At 33.6% G+C, this 25,579-nt stretch carries 20 protein-coding genes; 9 read left to right on the top strand and 11 right to left on the bottom strand.

The window, feature by feature from the left end; all coding sequences use genetic code 11:
- Window positions 1–109: 109 nt before the first annotated feature.
- The 3 genes from panF to dusB are packed head-to-tail and all read left to right on the top strand — an operon-like array spanning window position 110 to window position 3,652.
- Window positions 110–1,588 carry a sodium/pantothenate symporter gene (gene panF / locus CKF54_RS03465; RefSeq protein WP_119524894.1) on the top strand — a complete coding sequence of 493 codons (1,479 nt, stop codon included), beginning with the start codon at window positions 110–112 and terminating at the stop codon, window positions 1,586–1,588.
- Window positions 1,589–1,594: 6 nt separating this feature from the next.
- Complete coding sequence (gene prmA, locus CKF54_RS03460; RefSeq protein WP_119524893.1) at window positions 1,595–2,497, top strand: 50S ribosomal protein L11 methyltransferase; 903 nt, start codon at window positions 1,595–1,597, stop codon at window positions 2,495–2,497.
- Window positions 2,498–3,652 carry a tRNA dihydrouridine synthase DusB gene (dusB, locus tag CKF54_RS03455; RefSeq protein ID WP_119524892.1) on the top strand — a complete coding sequence of 385 codons (1,155 nt, stop codon included), beginning with the start codon at window positions 2,498–2,500 and terminating at the stop codon, window positions 3,650–3,652.
- A 40-nt stretch (window positions 3,653–3,692) separates the two neighbouring features.
- Here dusB and fabF read toward each other — a convergent pair whose 3' ends face one another.
- The 7 genes from fabF to ubiD form a co-directional block, all read right to left on the bottom strand.
- Complete coding sequence (gene fabF, locus CKF54_RS03450) at window positions 3,693–4,937, bottom strand: beta-ketoacyl-ACP synthase II (protein WP_119524891.1); 1,245 nt, start codon at window positions 4,935–4,937, stop codon at window positions 3,693–3,695.
- A gap of 87 nt (window positions 4,938–5,024) precedes the next feature.
- The gene (gene acpP / locus CKF54_RS03445) at window positions 5,025–5,267 is read right to left on the bottom strand and encodes an acyl carrier protein (RefSeq protein ID WP_119524890.1); all 243 of its coding nucleotides are present in this window, start codon (window positions 5,265–5,267) and stop codon (window positions 5,025–5,027) included.
- Between the two features lie 213 nt (window positions 5,268–5,480).
- Window positions 5,481–6,206, bottom strand: coding sequence for a 3-oxoacyl-ACP reductase FabG (fabG, locus tag CKF54_RS03440; protein WP_119524889.1), 726 nt, complete (start codon window positions 6,204–6,206; stop codon window positions 5,481–5,483).
- 14 nt (window positions 6,207–6,220) lie between these two features.
- Window positions 6,221–7,162, bottom strand: coding sequence for an ACP S-malonyltransferase (gene fabD, locus CKF54_RS03435; RefSeq protein ID WP_119524888.1), 942 nt, complete (start codon window positions 7,160–7,162; stop codon window positions 6,221–6,223).
- A gap of 172 nt (window positions 7,163–7,334) precedes the next feature.
- Window positions 7,335–8,909, bottom strand: a complete 1,575-nt coding sequence (gene guaA, locus CKF54_RS03430) for a glutamine-hydrolyzing GMP synthase (protein ID WP_119524887.1) — start codon at window positions 8,907–8,909, stop codon at window positions 7,335–7,337.
- Window positions 8,910–8,980: 71 nt separating this feature from the next.
- Entirely contained in the window at window positions 8,981–10,108 is a 1,128-nt protein-coding gene (locus tag CKF54_RS03425) for an IMP dehydrogenase (protein WP_119524886.1), read from the bottom strand.
- A 365-nt stretch (window positions 10,109–10,473) separates the two neighbouring features.
- Window positions 10,474–11,940: a 4-hydroxy-3-polyprenylbenzoate decarboxylase gene (gene ubiD / locus CKF54_RS03420; protein ID WP_119524885.1), complete on the bottom strand. Its 1,467-nt coding sequence runs from the start codon at window positions 11,938–11,940 to the stop codon at window positions 10,474–10,476.
- A 159-nt stretch (window positions 11,941–12,099) separates the two neighbouring features.
- Here ubiD and CKF54_RS03415 point away from each other — a divergent pair, with 159 nt between their 5' ends.
- The 6 genes from CKF54_RS03415 (at window position 12,100) to hemB (ending at window position 20,813) form a co-directional block, all read left to right on the top strand.
- Window positions 12,100–13,011, top strand: coding sequence for a class II glutamine amidotransferase (locus CKF54_RS03415; protein WP_119524884.1), 912 nt, complete (start codon window positions 12,100–12,102; stop codon window positions 13,009–13,011).
- Window positions 13,012–13,040: 29 nt separating this feature from the next.
- The gene (locus CKF54_RS03410; RefSeq protein WP_119524883.1) at window positions 13,041–15,911 is read left to right on the top strand and encodes a 2-oxoglutarate dehydrogenase E1 component; all 2,871 of its coding nucleotides are present in this window, start codon (window positions 13,041–13,043) and stop codon (window positions 15,909–15,911) included.
- Window positions 15,912–15,929: 18 nt separating this feature from the next.
- A complete protein-coding gene (sucB, locus tag CKF54_RS03405; protein ID WP_119524882.1) occupies window positions 15,930–17,261 on the top strand; it encodes a dihydrolipoyllysine-residue succinyltransferase in 1,332 nt (443 codons plus the stop codon).
- A gap of 91 nt (window positions 17,262–17,352) precedes the next feature.
- Entirely contained in the window at window positions 17,353–18,036 is a 684-nt protein-coding gene (locus CKF54_RS03400) for an SCP2 sterol-binding domain-containing protein (RefSeq protein ID WP_222987495.1), read from the top strand.
- Between the two features lies 1 nt (window position 18,037).
- A complete protein-coding gene (locus CKF54_RS03395) occupies window positions 18,038–19,660 on the top strand; it encodes an AarF/UbiB family protein (protein WP_119524880.1) in 1,623 nt (540 codons plus the stop codon).
- 142 nt (window positions 19,661–19,802) lie between these two features.
- Window positions 19,803–20,813 (top strand): porphobilinogen synthase, encoded by a 1,011-nt coding sequence (gene hemB / locus CKF54_RS03390; RefSeq protein WP_119524879.1) that lies wholly within the window; start codon window positions 19,803–19,805, stop codon window positions 20,811–20,813.
- 69 nt (window positions 20,814–20,882) lie between these two features.
- Here the strand turns inward: hemB and nhaA are convergent, their stop codons facing one another.
- The 4 genes from nhaA to pepD all read right to left on the bottom strand — a co-directional run bounded on the left by nhaA (window position 20,883) and on the right by pepD (window position 25,307).
- Complete coding sequence (gene nhaA / locus CKF54_RS03385; protein ID WP_119524878.1) at window positions 20,883–22,094, bottom strand: Na+/H+ antiporter NhaA; 1,212 nt, start codon at window positions 22,092–22,094, stop codon at window positions 20,883–20,885.
- A 70-nt stretch (window positions 22,095–22,164) separates the two neighbouring features.
- Window positions 22,165–22,959, bottom strand: a complete 795-nt coding sequence (thyA, locus tag CKF54_RS03380; protein ID WP_119524877.1) for a thymidylate synthase — start codon at window positions 22,957–22,959, stop codon at window positions 22,165–22,167.
- Between the two features lie 19 nt (window positions 22,960–22,978).
- Window positions 22,979–23,725, bottom strand: a complete 747-nt coding sequence (gene ubiE, locus CKF54_RS03375) for a bifunctional demethylmenaquinone methyltransferase/2-methoxy-6-polyprenyl-1,4-benzoquinol methylase UbiE (protein ID WP_119524876.1) — start codon at window positions 23,723–23,725, stop codon at window positions 22,979–22,981.
- Between the two features lie 109 nt (window positions 23,726–23,834).
- Window positions 23,835–25,307, bottom strand: a complete 1,473-nt coding sequence (gene pepD / locus CKF54_RS03370) for a beta-Ala-His dipeptidase (RefSeq protein WP_119524875.1) — start codon at window positions 25,305–25,307, stop codon at window positions 23,835–23,837.
- Window positions 25,308–25,579 lie beyond the last annotated feature (272 nt).

Genomic DNA, 25,579 nt, shown 5'->3' with positions numbered 1-25,579 from the left:
CTTTAAAGATAGTCAAGGTCTTATAAGTCCATTTCCATTATATTTTGAAATTATTGGTTTTTATTTACCAATATTGTTTATCCTGTACCTTTTTTATCTGTTTAAATAAATGAGCCAATTCTACCTCTTAACTCCGATAATAATTTACATAATTGCACTTGTAAGTTTTAATCTCTTTATAAAATTTAAGGATATAAAAAATTTAAAAGGAAAAAAAGTAAGTTTTATAAAGAATTACTCTGTATCCGACCGCAACTTGAGTGCCATAGCTTTAGCTATGGGAGCTGCTAGTACTTATGCTTCCGCTTCATCATTTATTGGTGGTCCTGGGACTGCATTTTACTATGGTCTAGGATGGGTTGTTATCGCCCTTATCCAAGTACCAACTATGTGGTTTGTCTTTACTCTCTTAGGACAACGTATTAATAAATTGGCAACTGAATATGATTGCTCTACGGTAAATGACATTCTTTTAGCAAGATATAATAGTCCTTTCTTAGTAAATTTAACTAGTATAATTTTAGTAGTTTGCTTTGTTGCAAGTATTGTAGTACAGTTTATTGGTGCAGCTCGTTTACTCGAGGGTACTCTGGATATTGACTATAAGGTAGGGCTATTTGTCTTTGTAGGGGTAATTGCTTTATACACTTTCTTTGGTAACTTTAAAACATTAAGTTATTCGGATATTTTGCAAGGAAGTATAATGTTCCTAGGATCAATCTTACTTATATTCTTTACTTTAGAATATGTTGGTGGGTTTGAAGCAGGAATAGAGACAATAAAAGCTAATAAAGCTGAATTGTTAGATCCATTTAATGGTATTATTACTCCTCAATTGTTCTTTAGTTTTTGGGTGCTTGTGTGTTTTGGTATTTTAGGCTTACCACAGACTATAATACGTACAATGGCTAGCCAAAAGTCTAAAGAGCGTTTAAAGGCAATTTTAATAGCTACTATAGTGCTATATGTTATTTTAATGACTATGCACTTATCAGGTTTTTTTGCTAATGCAATTTTTGCGAGAGAAAGTATTGCAAGTCCTGATCTAGTTGTACCTAAGTTAATTACAACAGTAATGAATCCTATTTTAGCTTCAATCTTTCTTATAGCTCCAATGGCAGCAATTTTATCAACAATAGATAGTATGCTAATTCAATGTACTTCTACAGTGGTAAATGATCTTTATTTAAATAATAAGGAGCGCTATTTTCCTACGAGTGAGCTAAAAGAAATTGATTATGCTAAGACACAAAATCGTACTAGATATATAGTTAGAACAACAACACTACTGATTATAATCATCTCATTGATTTTTAGTATGGATCCGCCAAATATTTTAATTTGGTTAAATTTACTATCCTTTGGTGGATTACAAGCAACATTTTTATGGCCTATAGTGTTAGGGCTTTTTGTTAAATCGGTTAATAAGTACTCTGCTATTGCTAGCGTAATAGTAGGTGTATCCACTTATGCAATTTTAACTTTTACTAAATATAGCTTATATGGTTTACACCAGATAGTACCTTCCTTAACCTTTTCACTAGTTGCCGTAATAATCGTACATTTTTTTACAAAAAACAAAAATTAAGTTTATATGCCTTGGAAACAAATAACAATTAAACTTCATAACCAAAATGATAAGTACGCTGAAAAAGTGGGTGGCTTATTAGATGGTCTAGGCTCTATTTCCACTACCTTTATGGATAACCAGGATGATCCTGTATTTGAACCTGAGCTTAATAAAATTGAGTTATGGCCAAACACGAATGTGATCTCTCTATTTGAACCAGAAGTTGATGCTCAAGATATAGTAAATCGTTTAAAAAAATTCTTAAAAGTTGAAGAGTTAGATTACCTAATTGAAGATATTGAAGATCAGGATTGGGTAAGAGCATGGATGGATCAATTTCATCCTATGCAGTTTGGGGAAAGATTATGGATCTGTCCTTCAAATCAAACTGTAGAGGCTGAAGATGCCGTTGTTGTTGATTTAGATCCTGGTTTAGCTTTTGGTACAGGTACTCATCCTACGACTCGCATGTGTCTACAATATCTTGACCATTTAGCATTAAAAGGTGAACTACAGGATAAAGTTATAATTGACTATGGTTGTGGTTCAGGTATTTTAGCAATTGCAGCTGTAAAGCTAGGTGCAAAAATGGCATACTGTGTTGATATTGATCCACAGGCTATTGAAGCAACTATTTCTAATGCTGAAAATAACCAAGTACTTGGAAAAATCAAAACTTATTTAGTAGACGATTTTGCTAAAGAAAATGTTACTGCTGATATAACTTTAGCCAATATTTTGGCAGGTCCGTTGGTTGAATTAGCGCCAACATTATCTAGCCTTACGAAGCAAAATGGCGATTTAGCTTTATCAGGAATTTTAGATATTAAAGAGCAGGATATTGTTTCAGCTTACTCTCCAACTTTTGAAATTCTTGATGTTCTTCATGATGAAGAGTGGATTAGAGTTACAGGTAGAAAGAAGTAGATGTCTCATGGTTTTAAGATTGATAAACATCAATTCAAGAACAATATAGTTTTAGCTCCAATGGCTGGTATCACTGATGCTCCTTATAGAAACATTCATTTAAAACATGGGGTTGGTTATGCAGTATCAGAAATGGTTTTAGCCAACAACCAGTTTTTAGCTCAAGGGAAGAGTGCAGAGCATTTGCAGATCCAAGAGATAAAGGATAATAACCTTGGTGTACCTCGTGGAATACAAATTCTTGGGCATACTCCTGAAGATATGGCTTCTTTAACTAAAATTATAGTTAAGCAGAACTTAGCTGAAGTAATAGATATTAATATGGGATGCCCTGCTAAAAAAGTAGTTAAAAAAGCAGCTGGTAGTGCCTTAATGGCTGATGTTCCTTTAGTCAAAGAAATATTAAAATCTGTAATTGAAGCTGCTGGCGATGTTCCAGTGACACTTAAAATGCGTACAGGCGTTGATAAGCAAAATAAAAATGCTTTAGATATTGCTTTAATGGCTCAAGACTTAGGAATTAAGGCTATAACTATTCATGGGAGAACAAGAGAGGACTTGTTTCGAGGTCAGGCAGAGTATGAAACTATTGCGCGCGTAAAAGAAGCGCTAGAAATACCTGTAATTGCTAATGGTGATATAGACAGCGTTGAAAAATATTTGTATGTCTCTGATATAACAAAAGCTGACGCTTACATGATTGGACGAGCTAGTCAAGGAAATCCTTGGTTAATTGCCAAGTTAGCAAGTATAAGCGAAAGATCTAAGTATATTGAGCCAGATATATTTGAAAAATTTTCTTTAGCTTCGGATCATATTTTAGACATAGCTAATTATTACCCTGAGCAAATTGGGGTAAAAATTGCAAGAAAACACTTTATTTGGTACCTTGAAAATATTTTTCCAAGTATCTACACAGCTAAGTCTTACAATAATCTAGAGAGTGAAAGAATTCAAACTCCTATAAGTTTAAATAGTTCACAAATAAACTTAGTTGAGGATCTGCTAGTAAGACCCGTGATAGGTGAAGAGCATATCTTACAAGATTCTAAGTTAGTTGAGCATATTCAACAATGGCGTAGTCAATTTATTCAACTAGTTAGCTATAGAGAGTTGGAAGATTTTCTTTCAGATTGTTTAGCTACTTTAAAATGAAAAAGAACCTCGAATAAATCGAGGTTCTTTTTTATTTTTCTTAGCCTGTATATTTTTTGAAAATAACAGAAGCGTTAGTACCACCAAATCCGAAGTTGTTGTTAATTGCATAGTTAACAGTTTTTTCAACTTTAGCGTTAGCAGCAATCTTACATTTAATTTCTTCTTCAGGATTTTCTAAGTTAATTGTAGGTGGGATTACGTCGTGGTAACATGAAAGGATTGAGTAAATACTTTCAATAGCACCTGCAGCACCTAGTAAGTGACCAGTCATAGATTTAGTTGAAGTAACTACATAGTCACCTTCACCTAAAACTGTTTGAATAGCACGAATTTCTGCTAAATCACCTACTGGTGTAGATGTACCATGAGCATTAACGTAATCTATGTCAGATGGTTGAATTTTTGCATCTTTAATAGCATTTTCCATAGCTAATTGTGCACCTTCACCATTTTCTGGAGGAGAAGTCATATGGTAACCATCACCTGACATACCAAAACCAACTACTTCAGCATAGATTTTAGCACCACGTGCTAAAGCTGAATCTAGAGATTCTAATACTAATACACCAGCACCATCACCTAAAACAAAGCCATCACGATCTTTATCCCAAGGACGTGAAGCTTTTTCAGGAGCGTCATTTCTGCTAGAAAGAGCGTGCATAATTCCGAAACCGCCAATACCAAGTTGAGTAGAAGCTTTTTCTGCACCACCTGCTAACATTAGATCAGCATCACCATAAGCAATCATTTTAGCAGCCATACCGATATTGTGCGTACCAGTTGTACAAGCTGTTGTAATTGCAATATTTGGACCTTTTAAGCCGTAGCGGATAGAAAGGTGACCAGCAGCCATGTTTGTAATTGCTGAAGCAATGAAGAATGGACTGATTCTTCTTGGTCCTTTTTCAAATAACTGGCTAGCATTTTGTTCAATGTAACCTAAGCCACCGATACCTGAACCTACAGCTACACCAAATCTTTGTAAGTCTAGCGTGTCTAATTTGTCAATTAGATCAGCGTCTTCAAGAGCTTGTTTACCTGCATATAATGCGTATTGAATAAACAGATCCATTTTACGTTGTTCTTTTGGATCAGCTACTTCGCTAGCATTATAACCATCAACTAAACCTGCAAATTTAGTACCGAAGTTTGTTGTATCAAAATGCTCAATTAATCGAATGCCACTTTTACCAGCTAAAAGGTTATCCCAGTTTTGTTGTAAGTTGTTACCTAAAGGGCTTAGAATCCCCATACCTGTAACAACAACTCTTCTTTTAGTCATTAAGAGCTCCAAAAAAATTAATAGAGATCATAAAGAGAAAGCGGTCAATTCTATTGACCGCTAACTTATTATCTTGCAAAAGATGAATTAACCTTCAACGCGTGCAGTGATGTAATCAATAGCTGATTGAACTGTTGAGATTTTTTCTTGATCTTCATCAGGAATTGTAATGTCGAAAGCTTCTTCGAAAGCCATTACTAATTCAACTGTATCTAAAGAGTCAGCACCTAAGTCTTCAGTGAAAGATGCTTCTGGAGTAATACGATCTAAATCATCAATGTTTAATTGTTCAGCGATTACTTTTTTAATTTGTACTTCTAAATTACTCATTTTATTTGGATCCTGTAAAGGCTTTATTTAAAGCCTTAGTATTTAAGTCTGTCCACTAAAAATAAAGAGGACGTAAAAATCTTATCTATTTATGCGGTTAAGCATTTTTATATCGGTTAATATTATACCATAACCCGCAAAAAAATAGTAAACTAATGATAAAAAAAAAGCTTTATTTATCAAGAAGAAATAAAAAAATTTACTACTCTTCTATTATGCTTGGTGCATACCACCGTTTACACTTAAAGTGTGGCCAGTGATGTAAGATGCATCGTCAGACGCTAAAAACGCAACAGCTTTAGCAACTTCTTCAGGAGTACCTAAACGTTTAGCTGGTACAGAAGCTAAGATAGAGTTTTTAACATCATCAGATAATACTTCAGTCATATCTGTAGCAATAAATCCAGGAGCAACTACGTTTACAGTTACACCTTTACCAGCTACTTCTAGGCTCATAGTTTTACTAAAACCAATCACCGCAGCTTTTGCAGCTGTATAGTTAGCTTGACCAATATTACCAGTTAAACCTACAACAGAACCGATGTTGATAATACGACCCCAACCTTTTTTCATCATAGGACGCATTACCGCCTGACTTAGTTGGAAAATAGGAGTAAGGTTTGTATCAAGAATATCGTTCCAATCTTGGTCAGACATACGCATTAGTAATTTATCACGAGTAATACCTGCGTTGTTAACTAAGATATCGATGTCTCCAAATTTTTCTTTAATAGCTTTTAAAAGTTCAGTTTGAGATTCTTTAGAATTTACATTAAGAACCATACCTTCACCTTTACCAGCTAAGTATTCAGTAATGCTTTGTGCACCTGATTCACTAGTAGCAGTACCAATAACTGTGCAACCGCGAGAAGCTAATTCAATAGCAATAGCTTTACCAATACCACGTGAAGCACCTGTAACAAGGGCGATTTTTGACATAAAAATTCCGTTGATTAATTTAGTTCTTTAAGTTTTTCAATAGTATCTAAAGTATTTACAGCTTGGCAAGAAGAGTTTTTCGTAATTCTACCATGTAAACCTGTTAATACCTTACCAGGACCGATTTCTAGGAAGTGAGTAACGCCTTCTTTATCTGTTAATTTTTCAACAGTTTGCGTCCAAAGTACTGGTCCAACTAATTGCTTAATTAAACTATCAATATATTCTTCTTTACTAGAAGAAACAGATAGGTCTGTATTATGAACTACAGGAGCAACTAGATTTTGTGTATTGAAATTAAGTTTATTTAATTCTGTCGCTAACTTGTCTGCTGCAGGTTGCATTAGAGAACAGTGAGAAGGAACTGAAACTGCAAGTTTAACAGCACGTTTAGCACCAGCTTCTTTTAATAAAAGAGAAGCTTTTTCTGTTGCCTCTTCATCTCCGGCAATAACTACTTGACCTGGGCTGTTAAAATTCACAGCAGAAACTACTTTGTTAGTTTCAGCTTGTACTTTATTACAAATATCAATAATAACTTGATCTTCTAATCCAAGTACAGCATACATTGCTCCACCTGTAGGAACAGCTTCTTGCATGTATTGACCACGTAATTGTACAATTTTAACTGCGTCTTTAAAATCTAATACACCAGCACAAGTTAAGGCTGAATATTCTCCAAGACTATGACCAGCCATAAAGCTTGGTTTTAAGTTTGGATACTCTTTTTCTAGGATTTTAAAAATTGTATAACTTGAAGTTAATAAAGCAGGTTGTGTAACTTCTGTTTGACTTAATTTTTCAGGATTATTCTCAACAACGTCCCATAAATCATAACCAAGTACTTCTGAAGCTTGGGTAAAGTATTGCTTTACTTCAGGGTACTTTTCTGCTAGATCTTTTAGCATACCTTGAGACTGAGAACCTTGACCTGGGAAGATAAACGCCAATTTCATTAAGGTGTCCTAGTTAACAATTTAACCATTTAAGTTAATAAAAATGAGTAGTTAAGTTTTAACTACTAGAAAAACATCAATATTATAGCAGATTTAACTAATTTACGCAGATCTTTGCTAAGTTACAGATAAAGTTTTAGGCTATGAAAACTCATAGCCTAAAACTTTAAAATTATTCCCATTCAATGGTTGAAGGTGGTTTACCACTAATATCGTAAACAACACGGCTTACATTATCAATCTCATTGATAATACGGTTTGAAACTTTACCTAAGAAGTCATAAGGTAAGTGAGCCCAATGTGCTGTCATGAAATCAATTGTTTGTACCGCTCTTAGAGATAGAACCCAAGAGTACTTTCTTCCATCACCCATTACACCAACAGATTTTACAGGTAAGAATACAGTAAATGCTTGCGATACTTCATAGTATAAGTTAGCTTTTCTTAACTCTTCAATAAAGATAGCGTCAGCTCTACGGAGAATATCACAGTACTCTTTTTTAACTTCACCTAGAACTCTAACTCCTAAACCTGGACCTGGGAAAGGGTGACGCTCTAACATGTCTTTAGGTAAACCTAATTCTAAACCAATTCTTCTAACTTCATCTTTAAAGAGCTGATTTAGTGGTTCAACTAAACCTAGTTTCATTTCTTTCGGTAAGCCACCTACATTGTGGTGTGACTTAATTACGTGAGCTTTACCAGTTTTTGAAGCTGCAGATTCAATTACGTCTGGGTAAATAGTACCTTGACCTAACCATTTAGCATCTTCAATTTTATGTGATTCTTCATCAAAGATATCAACAAAGACTTTACCGATAGTTTTACGTTTAACTTCAGGATCTTCAACACCAGCTAAAGCTGATAGGAAACGATCTTCAGCATTAACTCGTTTAATATTTAAATCAAATTTGCCAGAGAACATCTCCATAACTTGATCACCTTCATTTAAACGAAGAAGACCATTATCGATAAAAATACAATGTAGATTTTTACCAATAGCTTTATTAATTAATAAAGCAGCAACTGAAGAATCTACTCCACCTGATAAACCTAAAATAACTTTATCGTTACCTACTTGTTCTTTAATTTGTGCAACAGTAGTTTCGATAATGTTTTTAGGAGTCCATTCAGCAGCACAGCCACAAATATTAAAAACGAAGTTTTTAATGATAGATAGACCTGAAACTGTGTGAGTAACCTCTGGATGGAATTGTACACCAAAGAAAGGCTTTTCTTCATGCTCAACTATACAAATAGGGCATGAATCAGTTTTTGCAACTAAATTAAAGTTTGGAGCTAATTTAGTTACTTTATCGCCATGGCTCATCCACACATTGAGTGATGGAGTATCTTGCTCTGCAAAGTCATTAATTCCATCTAATAAGCGACTAGCTAAAACAGTATCTACTTTAGCATAGCCAAACTCACGAGTAGTAGATGATTCAACTGTACCACCAAACTGCACCATCATGGTTTGTAAACCATAACAAATACCAAATACAGGCACACCTAAGTTGAATACTACTTCAGGAGCTCTAGGACTGTTTTCTTCAGTAGTAGACTCTGGACCACCACTTAAGATAATTCCTTTAGGATTAAAATCTCTAATGAATTGTTCATCAATATCCCATGAAACAAGTTCACAATAAACTCCAATTTCACGTATGCGACGAGCAATTAATTGGGTATATTGAGATCCAAAATCTAGGATCAAAATTTTATCGTTATAAATATTTGTATGCATTTTTTATGAGATCACTGTATTGTAGGTATTTATCTTTAAGTATTATACAGGAAAACAATACTATCCAAAGATTATTTGCTGTAATTATCCGGAACTTTTTCTAGCATAATGCCATGAACATGGCTTTCGCTTAATGTAGCTCCTGTGATTTTAACAAATTCAGCTTCTGTATTAAGAGCTTCAATTGTCGGACAACCTGATAGCCCCATTGCAGAACGAATACCACCGCATAGTTGATGAACGATATAGCTTACAGAACCTTTAATTGCTACGCGACCTTCAACGCCTTCTGGTACTAACTTGTCTTTTGCATTATCTGATTGGAAGTATCTATCAGAAGAACCTTTAGACATAGCAGCTAATGATCCCATGCCACGGTAAGACTTATATCTTTTACCATTCATTTCATATTTTTCACCAGGTGCTTCTTCAGTAGCTCCTAAAATAGAACCTAACATTACACAACTAGCACCAGCTACTAAAGCTTTAACTATGTCACCAGAGTAACGAATACCACCGTCAGCAATTACAGGAATTCCTAAATCTTTAACTGCAGTTACAGCATTATCAATTGCAGATAATTGAGGAACTCCACAACCTGTAACAATACGAGTAGTACAAATTGATCCAGGACCAATACCAACTTTAACTGCTGAAGCTCCAGCATTAACTAGATCAATAGCTGCTTCTGCAGTTGCAATGTTACCAGCAACTATATCTAAGTCAGGGTAAGCTTCCCTTGTTAATCTTACACGGTTAACTACACCATCAGAATGACCATGTGATGAGTCAATTAAGATAACATCAACACCAGCTTCAACTAGTAGTCTAACACGTTCTTCGTTACCTTCACCTGCACCAATAGCAGCCCCAACGCGTAATTTATTTTCTTTATCAACTACTGCGTTAGGATATTTTCCTAAATCAACATAAGTGTTTTTTACTAAAGCAACTTGTCGAGCTTGTTCTACAGGAGACATGTTTTTGTGAATAAAACCTAGGCCTCCAACTAGGGCAAGAGCTGTAGCTAATTCATACTCAGTAACAGTATCCATTGCTGAAGAAATGATAGGTACATTAAGTTCAATATTTTTAGTTAATTTAGTATTTAAAAGAGCAGTATTAGGTAATACACTAGACTTTCTAGGAATAATTAAAACGTCATCAAAAGTGACACCTTCGTATTTAATGCGTAACATGATCTTCTCTCAAATTAATAAACTGTATGCTGATTATTTTTAAATGCTAAAAAATGATGAAGTGCTTGATTATTAGCTTATTTTTTACTATAAAAATAAAAAACAGGAATTAGTATATAAAAAAATTAGGCACATTATACACTAGAGTAAGATATTTTTCTTAAATTTATTCACCTAATTCTCTTACAAAAAAACAGCTATGAAGATTTGCTGTTATATATATGAAAGTAAACGGTAGAAGAAATTTCATTCTCCTACCGTCTACTGGTTAAGTTGTCTAAAAATATAGTTACTTGATTAAGTAAGAATATTATTTAAAGAGGGATAAACCTTTAAGAAAAATGTAAAACTATGGGATATAAAATTTAATCAATACCTAATTTTTCCCAGATACGATCAACTTTATCTACTATCTCTTTATCTTTGACAATACTACGACCCCATTCTCGTGAAGTTTCACCCTCCCATTTGTTTGTTGCGTCAATACCTAGTTTTGAGCCTAAACCAGAGACAGGAGAAGCAAAGTCTAGATAATCAATTGGCGTATTATTAATAATAGTAAAGTCTCGCGCAGGATCAGTTCGAGTTGTTATAGCCCAAATGACATCATCCCAACTTCTAGCGTTAATATCATCATCACAGACAATGACGTATTTTGTATACATAAACTGACGTAAGAAAGACCATACCCCAAACATAACGCGTTTAGCATGCCCTGGGTATTCTTTCTTAATAGTTACAACAGCAAGTCTATAGGAACAACCTTCTGGTGGTAAATAGAAGTCAACAATTTCTGGAAATTGTTTTCTAAGTATCGGTGTAAATACGTGATTTAATGCTACCGCCAATACTGCAGGTTCATCTGGTGGGCGCCCAGTATAAGTAGAATGGTAAATTGCTGACTTTTTCATAGTTACATGAGTAACTGTGAATACTGGAAATTTTTCGGTTTCATTATAATATCCAGTATGATCTCCAAACGGACCTTCAACAGCTAACTCTTCAGGATCAATATACCCTTCTAGTACCATCTCTGCAGTAGCAGGAACCATTAGTTCATTACTTAATGACTTCACAACTACAGATGGAGATTGGCGAAGTAAACCTGCAAAAGCATATTCTGATAGTGTATCTGGGATAGGGGTAACAGCAGCCATGATCGTAGCAGGATCAGCACCAATAACAACTGAAACAGGGAACTTCTTACCTGGGTTTTCTTTCTTCCAATCTTGGAAATCTAAGGCTCCACCTCTATGAGACAACCAACGCATGATTAGCTTATTTTTTGCTATCTTTTGCATGCGGTATATTCCCATATTTTGACGCTTTTTATATGGTCCTTTAGTAACAACTAATCCCCAAGTTACAAGTGGAGCAGCGTCTTCAGGCCAACAAGTCATAATAGGGATCTGGTCTAAATCTACTTCCTGATCTTGATAAACAATTTCTTGACATGCGCCTTTGCTTTTTTCTTTTATGCGCATGTGTAGAATGTTTTTGTATAGACCTAATTTAGCAATAGCATCTTTAAAGCCTTCAGGTGGTTCAGGTTCTTTTAGTTTCGCTAAAAGCTCACCGAACTTTTGTAATTCAGAAGTATCTTTTAATCCCATAGCTAAAGCAATTCTTTCTTGTGTTCCAAAAAGATTTGTAAGCACTGGGTATTTACTTCCTTTTACATTTTCAAAAAGTAAAGCAGGTCCGCCTTTTCTAAGAGTGCGGTCTGAGATTTCTGTAATTTCTAGATGAGGATCTACTTCTAAGCTAATTCTTTTCAAAAGATCTCTTTCTTCTAGGTATTCTACAAAATCTTGTAGGGATTCAAAATTCATAAATATGTTTACTAACTGCAAATTAATCTAAGAAAGATTATATAATAAATTATTCAAAAAATAACTTGAGCTTTTAGTAATTAGCAGAGAAAAATGTTATTATTAACATAATACTTTCAAATACTAGAATAAAAGAAATATTACAAGAAATTTGATTATATGTGCCAGATTTTAGCATTAAATGCAAATTCTCCTACAGATATTACTTTCTCTTTTGAGGGGTTTGTAAATCGTGCAGGGATAACTGAAACCAATGTTGATGGTACTGGTATAGCTTTTTTTGAAAAGAATAATAATGTTCGACTTTTAAAAGATGATAAAGCTGCTTACAATTCATACGTTAGAAATTTAGTAAGAATTTATCAAATTAAAAGTAGCAATATTATCGCTCATATTCGTAGAGCTTCATCTGGTGCCCCTAAATTAATCAACTGTCATCCATTTGTTCGTGAGTTATGGGGAGATAACTGGGTGTTCTGTCATAACGGTCACTTAGAGTCATTTCCTAATATAACTGAAAAGGAAAAGCAAAGTGTAGTTGGGGAGACTGACAGTGAACTATTTTTTACTCACTTGATTTCACATTTAGAAAAAGAGTTCCCTCAAAAACCTGAAGTTGAAATCTTATTTTTAGCAGTTGCAAAATTTGCTGATAGTTATGCAAGCGCAGGGATTTTAAACTTTGTAGTTTCGAATGGTAGTTTTTTAATAGCTCATTGTTCGACCAATCTTTATTGGATAAGCCGCTCTGCTTCAGATGATACTTTGATTCGACGAGTTGATGATGGTGGAGTAATAAACTTAAGTTGTTATGCTAACAGTGATGATAAGGTTACAATTATTTGTACTATGCCTGTAACTAATGAAAAGTGGAATAAAATGACCAATGGTCAGGCTCTACTGTTTGTTAATGGCGAAGTAAAATTATCATACAATGGCGTTCCATCTGTAATTAACAAGAAATTTGAAGCTATGACAGGTTTATCTTCAGAAATTCAACAAAAGATAAACCAAGAGCAGGCAAAATATAGAACTGAAAGTGCAATAAGAGCGCAAGAAGCTCTTGAATAATTAATAAATTTTTAATCTAAGGATTAAGTATGTCTAGAAAATCTCTAGAAGAATGGTTAAGTACGACTTCGTTAACAGGATTTAACCAGCTATACATTGAGCAATTGTATGAGCAATATGCGACCGATCCTAATAGTGTTGATGATAATTGGGCTCAACTCTTCCATAATTTAGAAGAGAGTTCTCAAATCACAAAAAGCAAATATTACGCAAGCTCAGTAGGCAATGAAAATATTAATTGTGCTAATTTAATTGAGACTTACCGTAACTACGGTCATCTTATAGCGAATATTGATCCATTAAATATTTGGAAACGCAACGAAAGCACCCCATTCAATTTAATTGACTTTAACTTACACCCTGATCAAGAAGTAACTTTATTAACTCCTTTTTCAGGACAAAAGAAGTATAAAGTATCAGATCTCTACATTAAATTGAGATATTTATATACTTCAACAATAGGCTATGAATTAAATCATATTAGTAACCTAGCCGTAAAAGAGTGGTTGTGTAAAGCAATTGAGCTTTCAAATAATGAAAGTGCTTATGTTGATAAGATTAGACGTTTAAATCGTTTAGTTAAAGCGGAGCAATTTGAAATTATTTTAAATAATAAGTACCCTGGAGCTAAGCGTTTCTCCTTAGAGGGAACAGAATCTTTAATGACATTACTAGACAGCTTATTTAATTTAAGCGCGGATAATAATCTACGTGATGTTGTTTTAGGTATGGCTCATAGAGGAAGATTAAACGTTCTTGTTAATCAACTAGGTATGCCTATGCAGGAGATCTATGATCTTTTTGCAGGTAAGCATACATTAGATGATAGCTTTAGCGGAGATGTTAAGTATCACTATGGTAGAAGTGCGAGATTTGTAAAAACTGGCAAAGGTAGTGAATCACTAAGCAACTTAACTGATAACAAGCCGGTAAATTACCTAAATGCTCACTTAATGTTTAACCCTTCGCATCTTGAGTTTGTAAGTGCTATTGCCATGGGTGCAGCAAGAGCTAAAGCCACAGAGTATAATCTTGCAGAAGAAGAGAACTCAAATTCTGTAGATTTTGATGTTGCTAATTCAAAAGGTACTGATTACGTTTTACCTATTTATATTCACGGTGATTCTGCTGTATCAGGTCAAGGGATTGTTCAAGAAATTCTAAATATGTCTAACACCAGAGGATACTCTGTAGGTGGTGGGATTCATATTGTTTTAAATAACCAGATAGGTTTTACAACGAATAATCTCAAAGATATGCGTTCATCAACTTATGCTTCAGATATAGCTAAAATGATTGACGCGCCTATTTTCCATGTTAATGCAGAAGATCTAGACGCTGTAGCTAAAGCTGCAAACTTAGCGTTTCAATACCGTCAAAGATACAAAAAAGATGTATTTATTGATTTAATTGGTTATAGACGTCAAGGGCATAATGAAGCTGAAGATCCAACAATTACACAACCAGATCTATATCAGTTAATTAAAGAGAAAAAATTAATCTCAACAATCTACTCTCGCAACTTAATTCAAGAGGGGATTATTGAGGAACAGTATTTAGATGATATTAGAAAGAAATATTATCGAGAGTTTAATCTTGCTACTGAAGATTTAAGTATAGGTAACTTACAGTGGGAAAAAGAAATAGATTTTCAAGAGAAATTTATTAAATCCCCAACATTAACTAATGAAGAGGATTACAAACTAGCTGACTATGAAAAATTATCTAGTCGTGAGTTAAAAGATCTTGCTATGCAATTAGTTAATCTTCCTGAAAATTATCAAGTTGCTAATACTTTACAAAAACTCTATAACCAACGTTTAGAAGCTTTAGTTGAAGATAAAAAACTACAGTGGGGGCAAGTTGAACAATTAGCCTTTGCGACCCTTTTACAACAAGGTGTAAATATTCGTTTAACAGGTGAAGATGCTGGTAGAGGAACTTTCTTCCATCGTGCTTCTGTTATTCGTGGAGCTAATAAAGCCCAAGAATATATTCCTTTAAGTGAATTTGCTAAAGATAATAACGTTAAGTTTGAAGTGTGGGATTCAACTCTATCAGAGAGTGGTGTTCTTGGTTTTGAGTATGGAGCTAGTATTGTCTCTCCTGAAACTTTAGTTCTGTGGGAAGCTCAATTTGGTGACTTTGCAAATGGTGCACAGCCAATCATAGATCAATTCATTGCTTCAGGTGAAACTAAGTGGGGACAAGTGTCTGGCTTAACAATGCTTCTTCCTCATGGTTATGAGGGGCAAGGACCTGAACACTCAAGTGGACGTATTGAGCGATTCTTACAGTTATGTGCTGATAACAACTTAAGAGTTGTAGTACCTACTGAAGCTAAAAATATGTATCACTTACTAGTAAATCAAGGATTAGCAAAATACAAAAAACCTTTAGTTGTGTTTACACCTAAATCATTACTACGTCATGAGCAAGCTAGTGCAACTATAAGCGAAATCGCTTCATCATCTTTTGCAGAGGCTGTTTATGATGTGAATAAGCTTAGCGATAAGGTTACTAAAGTAGTGATAACTTCAGGAAAAATTCGCTTTGATGTAAGTGATAGACTTAAAGAATTAAATAGTGAAGAGATATTCCATCTCCATCTAGAACAGCTATATCCGCTACCAGCTAAATCTATTAGCAAAATCCTGAGTAAATGCCCTAATTTAAAACTTATAGAAGTTGTACAAGATGAACCTCAAAATCAAGGATATTGGAACTACATCTTACCTTCTCTATTAAAATTACTTGGTGATAAGTTAGGCAAAGTGCACATTGGTTATAATGGTAGAAAAGCAAGTGCTTCTACTGCTACAGGATACCAAAGCGTTCATAAAGAAGAGTTAGATAAGATTTTATCGAACTTGAATAATTTAGATAATTATTTTATTTAACAAAGTTTAGGTTAAAAAATGAGTTATATTATTAAAGGTCCATTATTACCAGAATCTGTTGCAAATGCAGAATTAAACAGATGGTTAGTTTCAATTGGACAGCATGTTAATGCTGGTGATACTATTGCGGTTGTTGAAAGTGACAAGGTAGCATTCGAAGTATCTGCTCCTGAAGATGGACATATAGTTGAGTTTTTGGAGCAAGCAGGAGCAACGATTACAACAGATCAACCTATTGCAAAATTTGAAGTTGCTGCTCAAGAAAAATCAGATTCGAACAGTAAGAAAGAAAGTGATTCTAATAAAGTAGAGGAGAAAAGCGCAGTAGCTGATGAGGTTAAATCTCATGAAGTAGCTCCAGAAATTGCTTCTAAAACTGATGAGCAAGTTGAAGTTAAATCAGAAACTCCAGCGCAAAAAGTTGCTAAAGCTCCATTACAAAAACCAGCTTCTACAAGTGAGAAATCTTTAGTAAAAGAAAATGATTTTACTCTAGCAGCTAAAGAAGTTAATTTAGGTCCAAGTGCTAGACGTAAGATTAGTGAGCATGGTATTACTTCAGATGAAGTGGAAAACTATTTACGTAATAAACTTCCTCCACGTGTTATTGCTAATGAAATTAAACTACGTCAGATTAATGAAGTAGTAAATCCTTTCAAAACACGTGTACCTATGACTAATATTCGTAAGCATATTGCTCAACGTTTATTAGAGTCTAAAAATAGTACTGCAATGTTGACTACTTTTAATGAGGTAGATTTACAAAGTATTATTGATATACGTAAAAAATATGGCGAAAAGTTTATGAAAAAGCATAATATCCGTTTGGGTTTTATGAGCTTTTTCGTAAAAGCAGTATCTGAAGCAATGAAAGAGTTTCCTATCATTTCAGCTTGTATTGAAAATGATGATATCATTTACTCTAATACAACGGACATTTCGATTGCCGTATCAACTGAAAGAGGTTTAGTTACTCCTGTACTACGTAATGCAGAGAACAAATCTTTAGCTGATATTGAAAGAGATATCGCTGATCTAGCTGAAAAAGGAAATAACAATAAATTAACGATTGAAGATATGACGGGTGGTAACTTCACTATTACTAATGGTGGGGTATTTGGATCTTTATTCTCAACGCCAATTATTAATCCACCACAATCAGCTATCTTAGGGATGCATGGTATTAAAAAGCGTCCTGTAGTTGTAGATGATCAAATTGTTATCCGTCCGATGATGTATATTGCGCTATCATATGATCACCGTTTAATTGATGGAAAAGATTCAGTTCGTTTCTTAGTAAAAGTTAAAGAACTTTTAGAAGATCCAACACAAATATTGCTAGATATTTAAATAAATTTTTACAAGTCCAAGGTGTTAAATTAAGAATTTAGCGCCTTGGACTTGTATAATAATATCTATCTTTCATAATAAGAGGTTTCAGGTGAATTTTATTTCTATCTTATTTGGGGCAATTAAAAATGATTTTGTAAATGAAAGATTAGTTACATTTGCGAATCAAACAATTGATTATTTAGTTGCAGATAACTTAAAGAATACAAGTGATTTTCTTAGTTTAAAAGATAAAAATTTATACTTTTGTATTGAAGACCTAAATTTAACTTATAAAGCTGAAATAGCAGATAAGATTTCAGTAAAAAAAGTAGACCATATTGAGAATAGTGATCTGCTAATTACAGCAAAGCAAAGTGCAGTGCTTAGTTTAATCAATCGCCAAGAAGATTTTGAAGAGCTTATAAAAGAAAATAAGCTTAGCATTGAGGGGGACAATAAGTACTTAATAAATATATTGAATCTAAGTTCACGTGTTGACCTTTCTGCTGAAAATATTTTAAGTTACTATATTGGTGATGTTCCTGCACATTTAATCTCTAAAGCTGGACAACATATAAATAGAACTGTAAATAATTTAGTTACTTTTATAAACGATTCAAATCTAAATAGTTATAGCAATAAGTCCCAAGATGAATTTAATAATGATCCATTTCGTGATGACTCTATAAAAGATAATAAAACAAATGGCTCTTTATTGGCTGGTATTGAAAATAAACTGCCAAACATTAAGTTAGTCCTTGATGACTTGTTAAAACAGATAAAAAAGAACTAAAGTGAGAAATATTTTTAGATTACTTTATATTAGTTTTATTTTGCGAAGATATCGTATAGACGAGTATTTGTACCAAAATAAAGGAAATAAGTTTTGTAAATTCTTAGGTTGGTTTTATTTTTGGGTACCTGCAAAAAACAAAAATTTAAGTTTTGGAGTAAGGTTAAAACAAGCTTTTGAAGAACTAGGACCAATCTGGATAAAACTAGGACAGTTGCTTTCAATTCAAGATGACTTTTTTGATTTTGAAGTAGTTCAAGAACTTAAGAAACTGCAAGATAATACAACTCCGAGTGATGTGCAACATGTGCAAACTCGTTTACAAGAAGATATTGGAGTAAGTTTTGATAAATTATTTGAAAATTTTGATGCTCAACCTATAGCAAGTGCTTCAATAGCTCAGGTTTACCAAGCCGATCTAAAATTAACTGAATATAAAAATTACTTACTTGAAAAAGCTAGTAATCAAGAAAAAGTAATTTTTAATCAAGATGATTTTAACTATAGCGCTGAAAATTTACCTATAGTGATTAAAGTAATAAAGCCAGGGGTAAGAGAAAAGGTAACCGCAGAGTTAAAGTTAATTAGATCAATTTTTAATTTTATCTCTAGGTATATAGATCAATCGAATCGTCTCCGAGGTAGTGAAGTCATTGATGAGCTAGAGAATAATTTTAGAGTTGAGTTAGATTTAACTTGTGAAGCTGGTAATGGTCAAACATTGAGAGATCATTGGCTAAACTCTCATATCTTATATATACCAAAAATATTTTGCGCAACTAAGGATTGGGTGATTTCTGAAAAGATTTATGGTACTTCCATAAATAATTATCAAACTTTAGTTGATAACCAAGTTGATTGTGAATTACTTGCTAAACGAGGGGTGGAAATATTTTTTAGGCAACTACTTGATTACAATTTTTTCCATGCTGATATGCACCCTGGAAATATTTTTGTAAATATTAGTAACCCTAAAGATCCTACTTATATAGCAATAGATTTTGGTATTGTTGGAAGTTTAACGCCATTAGATACAAAGTACCTTGTTGAAAATTTAATAGCTTTTTTCCGTAGAGATTATCGTCGTATTGCAGAGTTGCATGTTAACTCTGGTTGGATAAGAGGGAAGATCGATATAAACGAATTTGAACGTAAGATTTCTTATTCGTTAGATCCTCTTTTTAATAAATCATTAAATGAAATTCGCTTTAGCGTGGTCTTAAAAAATCTATTTAAAGTTGCACGCGACTTTAATATGGTGGTACAACCTCAATTGCTTTTACTGCAAAAAACATTAGTTTATGTTGAAGCAATGGGAAGAAATGTTTACCCTGATCTAAATTTATGGGACACAGCTAAGCCTATTCTAGAAGAATGGTTTGTTAGAGAATATAGCGTAAAAAATCAAGCAAGTAAGGCTATGAAAAATATGCCACAGTTCTTGAATTTTATGAGCTACATTCCCGACGATATGTATAGATTATTTGATAATCAACAACAAGTTTTACAAAAATTAAATAATTTAGAAACGCAAGTGCGTAGATCACAAAAGATAACCAGTTATTTAATATTAATTACCTTAGTGTCTTTAGTTATACTTTTAAGCTTAGTAATGTTTAGCTAAAGAGTAATTATGGTAAACAACTTTAGGTTATTATTGATTCTCCGGTTAAATTAGCAATAGAGTAGTTGGTTATCTTTTAGCTATAGAAGCGATAGATACCATTGTATGTCAGCTATTGCTTTTAAATTTAATAAATTTACTTATGAGTTTAAATATTTTAAATAGAGAGTATCCAACAACAAGATTACGTCGTAATCGTAAAAGTGATTTTGCTCGTAGTCTAGTGCGTGAAAATGTACTCACAACAGACGATTTAATTTACCCTGTGTTCATTCTTGAGGGAGAAAATAGAAAAGAAGAAATTAGTTCAATGCCAGGACAATTTCGTTTGTCTAAAGATCTCTTAGTTAAAGAAGCAAAACAATGGTTTCAAGATGGTATTAAATTAATAGTTCTGTTTCCCGTAGTTGAAAGTAATAAAACTTTAACTGCAGAAGAAGCATATAACCCTAACGGCTTAGTGCAACAGTGCATTAGAATGTTAAAAGATGAGATTCCTGAACTTGGAGTAATGACTGATGTAGCATTAGATCCTTACACAGTACATGGTCAAGACGGAATAATTGATGTAGAGGGTTATGTTTTAAATGACATTACAGTTGAAGTGCTTGTAAAACAAGCCCTAAGTCATGTAGAGGCCGGAGCAGATATTATTTCACCATCAGATATGATGGACGGAAGAATAGGCGCAATTAGAAAGGCATTAGAAGAAGTAAAAGCTCATAATGTACAGATTATGGCTTATTCTGCGAAATATGCTTCATCATTTTATGGTCCTTTTAGAGATGCAGTTGGTTCTGCTAATAACATTAAAGGCGGGAATAAATTTACTTATCAAATGGATCCTGCTAATGCAAATGAAGCTTTACATGAAGTTGCATTAGATTTAAATGAAGGTGCTGATATGGTTATGATTAAACCAGGTCTACCGTATCTAGATATTGTAAGACAAGTGAAGGATACTTTTAAAGTTCCAACTTTTGCTTATCATGTCTCAGGTGAATATGCAATGCTAAAGGCAGCTTCGCTAAACGGTTGGATAGATTATAAGAAAACTGTTTTAGAAGCAATGATGTGTTTTAAACGTGCTGGTTGTGATGGTATTTTAACTTATTGCGCACCAGAAGTTGCTAAATGGCTAAATGAAAAATAGCAAAAGCCCCTTAAACTATAATTTAGTTTAAGGGGCTTTTATTATTAATTAAGTAAAAATTCTCTTTACTTAATCTTTAACTTTATTTAATGCGTTTTTCTTTTCGTGGTGTTTTAAGTTTAATCTAGTTAAAATTAAACCAATAATCGCAGCTATTGAAGAAGTACCTAAGATACTTAAACGAGCAATATCAATATGCATACGGTCTTCCATTGAAATACCAGGGAAGCTTAAGTTCACGATGAAGATAGACATTGTAAAGCCAATACCACAAATGATGCCAACAAAGAATATCATATCCCAAGTTACAGATTGAGGTTTAGCTGTAATTTTTAATTTCGAAGCAACAAAGGTAAAGATTAAAATACCAATTGGTTTACCAAATAAGAGACCGAAGAAAATACCTAAGATTAAACTTGAGTTTTCAGCTAATACTCCACTAACATCTCCTAAAGTAACACCTGAGTTTGCAAAGGCAAATAGAGGAATAATTAACCATTTAACATATGGGTTGAAATAATTAGCTACTTCGTTAGAAACATTTTTACCGTTAATATCTCTATTAGGTAGTAGGAAACCAGTTAGAACACCTGCAATTGTCGCATGAATACCAGAGTGTAGGAAGCAATACCATACCACTGAAGCAATTAGTAAGTAAGGAGTAATTGCTTTAACGTTCATTCTATTTAGTAAGAACATTAAACCCAGTAAAGCAATTCCAACACCTAAATGAGTGAAGCTTATGTCAGTTGTATAGAATATTGCAATTACAACGATAGCACCTAAGTCATCAATTACCGCAAGAGCTAGTAAGAAAATCTTAAGAGCTGGTGGAACAAGTTTTCCAAGAAGTGATAGTACCCCAATGGCAAAGGCAATATCAGTAGCCATTGGAATAGCAGCCCCATGAATTAAATTTGGATCATGGAAAGTAAAAAGAAAATAAAAGATAATTGGGAAGATTATGCCACCTAAAGCTCCAAAGAATGGAAAGCTAGCCTGTTTAAAGCTTGAAAGGTGACCATGGAGCATCTCATGTTTAATCTCTATAGCAACAACTATAAAGAATATTGCCATTAAAGCGTCATTAACAAAGTGCTCTACACTTAAATGGATAATCTCAAAGTTAGCAATTGAGAAATCAATATAAAAATGTAAAAATGAAGAGTAGTAGCTTTGAAGAGATGGAGTGTTTGCAATTATCAGAGCTAACGCAGCACATAGAATAAGAACAATACCCCCAGAAGCCTCATTTTCAAAGAATTGTTTGAATTTGCGCATAATAAGGAATGCCTTAAATTAAAATAATTATAGTTAAAGGTAGAAGTGTGCTAGTACACAAATAGATACGTTAAACAGCTACTGGAGCTTTAATCGCTTTATGACTTTGATAGTCAACAATTTCAAAATCTTCAAATTTATAATCAAAAATAGATTCCGGCTTGCGCTTAATAACAAGTTTTGGTAAAGCTAGAGGTTCTCTAGTTAACTGCAGATTAACTTGTTCTTTATGATTTTCATAGATATGAACATCACCGCCTGTCCACACGAACTCACCAACTTCTAAATCACATTGTTGAGCAACCATATGTACTAATAACGCGTAAGAAGCAATGTTAAAAGGTAAGCCTAAAAACGTGTCGCATGATCTTTGGTAAAGTTGACAAGATAGTTTACCATTATTTACATAGAACTGGAAAAAAGCATGGCAGGGTGCTAAAGCCATTTTATCTAAATCACCAACATTCCAAGCACTAACTATCAGTCTACGGCTATCAGGGTTAGTCTTAATTTCATTGATAACTTGTTCAATCTGATTGATAACTTTACCGTCTGCAGTTTCCCAAGCTGTCCATTGCTTACCATATACAGGACCAAGGCTTCCATTTTCATCAGCCCATTCATCCCAAATGGTTACTTTGTTATCATTTAAATACTTGATGTTTGTATCACCATTTAAGAACCAAAGTAATTCATGAATGATGGATCTAATATGCAATTTTTTGGTAGTAACCAAAGGAAAGCCTTCATTTAGATCAAATCTCATTTGGTAACCAAAAACTGATTGTGTTCCGGTACCTGTACGATCAGATTTAAATTGACCATTACTCTGTATATGTCTTAAAAGATCAAGGTATTGTTTCACAACTTAAATCCTTATAAATTTAAAATTTAAATCCTCGGTGTAATGCTGTAATACCACCAGTTAAATTTTGATAGCCAACTTGTGCAAATCCTGCTTCGATCATCATTTGTTTAAGAGTATCTTGATCAGGGTGTTTACGTATACTCTCAGCTAGATATCTATAAGAATCTGCATCGTTCGCGACAATGTCACCAATTAAAGGCAATAGTTGGAAAGAGTATAAATTATAAGCACTCTCCAACAGTTGATTAGTTGGCTTAGAAAACTCAAGGATCAACGCTCTACCACCGACTTTTAGAACACGGTGCATTTCTTTTAGAGCTATATCTTTATTTGTAACATTTCTTAAACCGAAACTGATAACTATGACATCAAAATAGTTATCAGGGAAAGGTAATTGTTCAGCGTTAGCCTGAACATATCTAACATTATTAACAATTCCCTTGTTTGTCAATCTTTCTTTACCAACTGACAGCATATTAGCATTGATATCAGATAGTGTAACTTCACCAGTTTCGCCAACTATAGCGCTAAATTTTTCGGTAAAATCTCCGGTTCCTCCAGCTAAATCAAGGATTTTATCACCTGCTTTAGCTCCGCTACAGTTAATAGTATGCTTTTTCCAACTTCTGTGTATCCCAAAAGATAAAATATCATTCATGAGATCATATTTTTTTGCAACAGAGTCAAAAACACCAGCAACTAATTTCTCTTTTTGTTCAATTGGTATCTGTTTGAAACCAAAATCTGTGTATTTATTTGACATTATAAAGAGCTCCCGTTATGTTACGATTATAACACGAGATTACTAATAAGAAATAGTTAGTAAAAGAAAAAAAGCAAAGCAACCAGTTGTTGCCTTGCTTTAGTTTTTATTAGGCTGTTAAATCTCTCGCATTTTTAAGTAGATTGATTAATAAATTATAATAATTTTCTACAGATGAGATTTTAACATGCTCTTTAGGAGTATGCGGATTGTGAATATCAGGACCGATTGAGACTACCTTCATTTCAGGGTAGTGACCTTTTAAGATTCCACATTCCAGACCAGCGTGGATAACTTTAACCTTAACCTTACCGCCAACTGCTTTGTTATATTCATTTTCAACATAGCGAGTAAAGTCGTTATACTCTGGTGTCCAACTAGAGTAAGTGCCTGAAACTGATAACTTAATTCCAGTTAATTCGGCAAGAGCTTGCATTTCTTCAGCAAGGATTTCATTAGAAGAGTCGATAACTGAACGAGATAAGATTAAGTATTTAAATCCATCTTCTTGATTTAAACGCATAACCCCAGCAGATAAAGAGGTTTCAGTGGTATTCTCAAATTCGTCAGAGTAACGCACTACTCCATTTGGTACTAAAACTAAGAAATTTAGTAAAGTAGGCATTTGAGAGCAACTTATACGCTTATGATTTTCAGCGACCTCTAACTCTGTAAAACTATACTTACCATTAACCTCAGCTAGCTTAAAGCTGTTAGTAAATTTCTCTATAGCTTTTTGTAATTGGTCTAAAAAGCTAGCATGGTTTTCATTAGTAACCGCTACAGTAGCATATGCTTCTCTTGGTATTGCATTTCTAGCTTGACCAGCATATAAGTCTATAAAATTAAACTTAACTTTACGGTAAATCGAGTATAAAAGTTTATTTAGATATCTAATAGCACTTTCACGGTTAGTATGAATGTCACAACCAGAGTGGCCACCTCTAAACCCTGTTAAAGAAATTTTGTAAACTTTAGAGTTTTCTTTTAGAGGTTTAAATTCTAAATCTTTATGGAAAGTTAAATCAGAACCACCAGCACATCCTAAGTATAACTCTCCCCACTCTTCAGTATCTGTATTAATTAATAGTTTAGACTCTAACCAATTTTCAGCTAAACCAATAACCCCTTCCATGCCTACTTCTTCATTACGAGTAAGTAGTGCTTCAATTGGACCATGTTCTAAAGAGTTGTCCTCTAAAACTGCCAGAATAGAAGCTACACCTATCCCATTATCAGCACCTAAAGTTGTGTTATCTGCATAAAGGTAATCATCTTTAATTACTGGGGTAATAGGATCTACAAGAAAGTCATGTTGCTTGTCAGAGTCAGCTTGTGGAACCATGTCAAGGTGCGCTTGAATGGCAATAGAAGGTACCTTTTCATAACCGGCTGTTGCTGGTTTACGAATTAATATATTTCCAGCGCTATCTTTTTCAACAAATAAATTTTGTTGCTTTGCCCAGTTGAATATATATTCTGCTAATGGTTCATCGTGATAACTTGGATGTGGAATAGAGCAAATTGTGTTAAACCATTTCCAAAGTAACGTTGGATTTAAATTTAAAATAGAACTACTCATCAAAACAATCCTTGAAATTTACATTTAGTTAAATTCTAATTTAACAAAATGGTCACCTAAAAGCAACAAAATCCTTACCTTTTAAGTTAAATCTTTGAAATTACAAATATTAAAATTGTGTAAGAGCTAAAGAATTTTAGTATAATGTAAATAGTTTTTTATTGTAATACATAAATTTTTTATAAATTTTTAATTAACTTAATAGTCTTCACATTTTAATATTCCATGTTGAAGTGTGGATCTCTAGGAGAAAAAATGGCTAAGTCACAGTT

Origin of the sequence: Psittacicella hinzii (genome assembly GCF_003585885.1) — a bacterium.
Classification (GTDB): domain Bacteria; phylum Pseudomonadota; class Gammaproteobacteria; order Enterobacterales; family Psittacicellaceae; genus Psittacicella.
Note: the sequence above shows the minus strand (reverse complement) of the source record. Positions and strands in the feature narration are given on the sequence as shown.

What these genes read in the sequence shown, in the direction of transcription:
- fabD (WP_119524888.1), bottom strand. Translation starts at nt 7,162, where the DNA reads ATGAAATTGGCGTTTATCTTCCCAGGTCAAGGTTCTCAGTCTCAAGGT.
- hemB (WP_119524879.1), top strand. Translation starts at nt 19,803, where the DNA reads ATGAGTTTAAATATTTTAAATAGAGAGTATCCAACAACAAGATTACGT.
- acpP (WP_119524890.1), bottom strand. Translation starts at nt 5,267, where the DNA reads ATGAGTAATTTAGAAGTACAAATTAAAAAAGTAATCGCTGAACAATTA.
- prmA (WP_119524893.1), top strand. Translation starts at nt 1,595, where the DNA reads ATGCCTTGGAAACAAATAACAATTAAACTTCATAACCAAAATGATAAG.
- CKF54_RS03425 (WP_119524886.1), bottom strand. Translation starts at nt 10,108, where the DNA reads ATGTTACGCATTAAATACGAAGGTGTCACTTTTGATGACGTTTTAATT.
- CKF54_RS03410 (WP_119524883.1), top strand. Translation starts at nt 13,041, where the DNA reads ATGTCTAGAAAATCTCTAGAAGAATGGTTAAGTACGACTTCGTTAACA.
- fabF (WP_119524891.1), bottom strand. Translation starts at nt 4,937, where the DNA reads ATGACTAAAAGAAGAGTTGTTGTTACAGGTATGGGGATTCTAAGCCCT.
- panF (WP_119524894.1), top strand. Translation starts at nt 110, where the DNA reads ATGAGCCAATTCTACCTCTTAACTCCGATAATAATTTACATAATTGCA.
- nhaA (WP_119524878.1), bottom strand. Translation starts at nt 22,094, where the DNA reads ATGCGCAAATTCAAACAATTCTTTGAAAATGAGGCTTCTGGGGGTATT.
- dusB (WP_119524892.1), top strand. Translation starts at nt 2,498, where the DNA reads ATGTCTCATGGTTTTAAGATTGATAAACATCAATTCAAGAACAATATA.
- fabG (WP_119524889.1), bottom strand. Translation starts at nt 6,206, where the DNA reads ATGTCAAAAATCGCCCTTGTTACAGGTGCTTCACGTGGTATTGGTAAA.
- guaA (WP_119524887.1), bottom strand. Translation starts at nt 8,909, where the DNA reads ATGCATACAAATATTTATAACGATAAAATTTTGATCCTAGATTTTGGA.
- ubiD (WP_119524885.1), bottom strand. Translation starts at nt 11,940, where the DNA reads ATGAATTTTGAATCCCTACAAGATTTTGTAGAATACCTAGAAGAAAGA.
- pepD (WP_119524875.1), bottom strand. Translation starts at nt 25,307, where the DNA reads ATGAGTAGTTCTATTTTAAATTTAAATCCAACGTTACTTTGGAAATGG.
- sucB (WP_119524882.1), top strand. Translation starts at nt 15,930, where the DNA reads ATGAGTTATATTATTAAAGGTCCATTATTACCAGAATCTGTTGCAAAT.
- ubiE (WP_119524876.1), bottom strand. Translation starts at nt 23,725, where the DNA reads ATGTCAAATAAATACACAGATTTTGGTTTCAAACAGATACCAATTGAA.
- CKF54_RS03415 (WP_119524884.1), top strand. Translation starts at nt 12,100, where the DNA reads ATGTGCCAGATTTTAGCATTAAATGCAAATTCTCCTACAGATATTACT.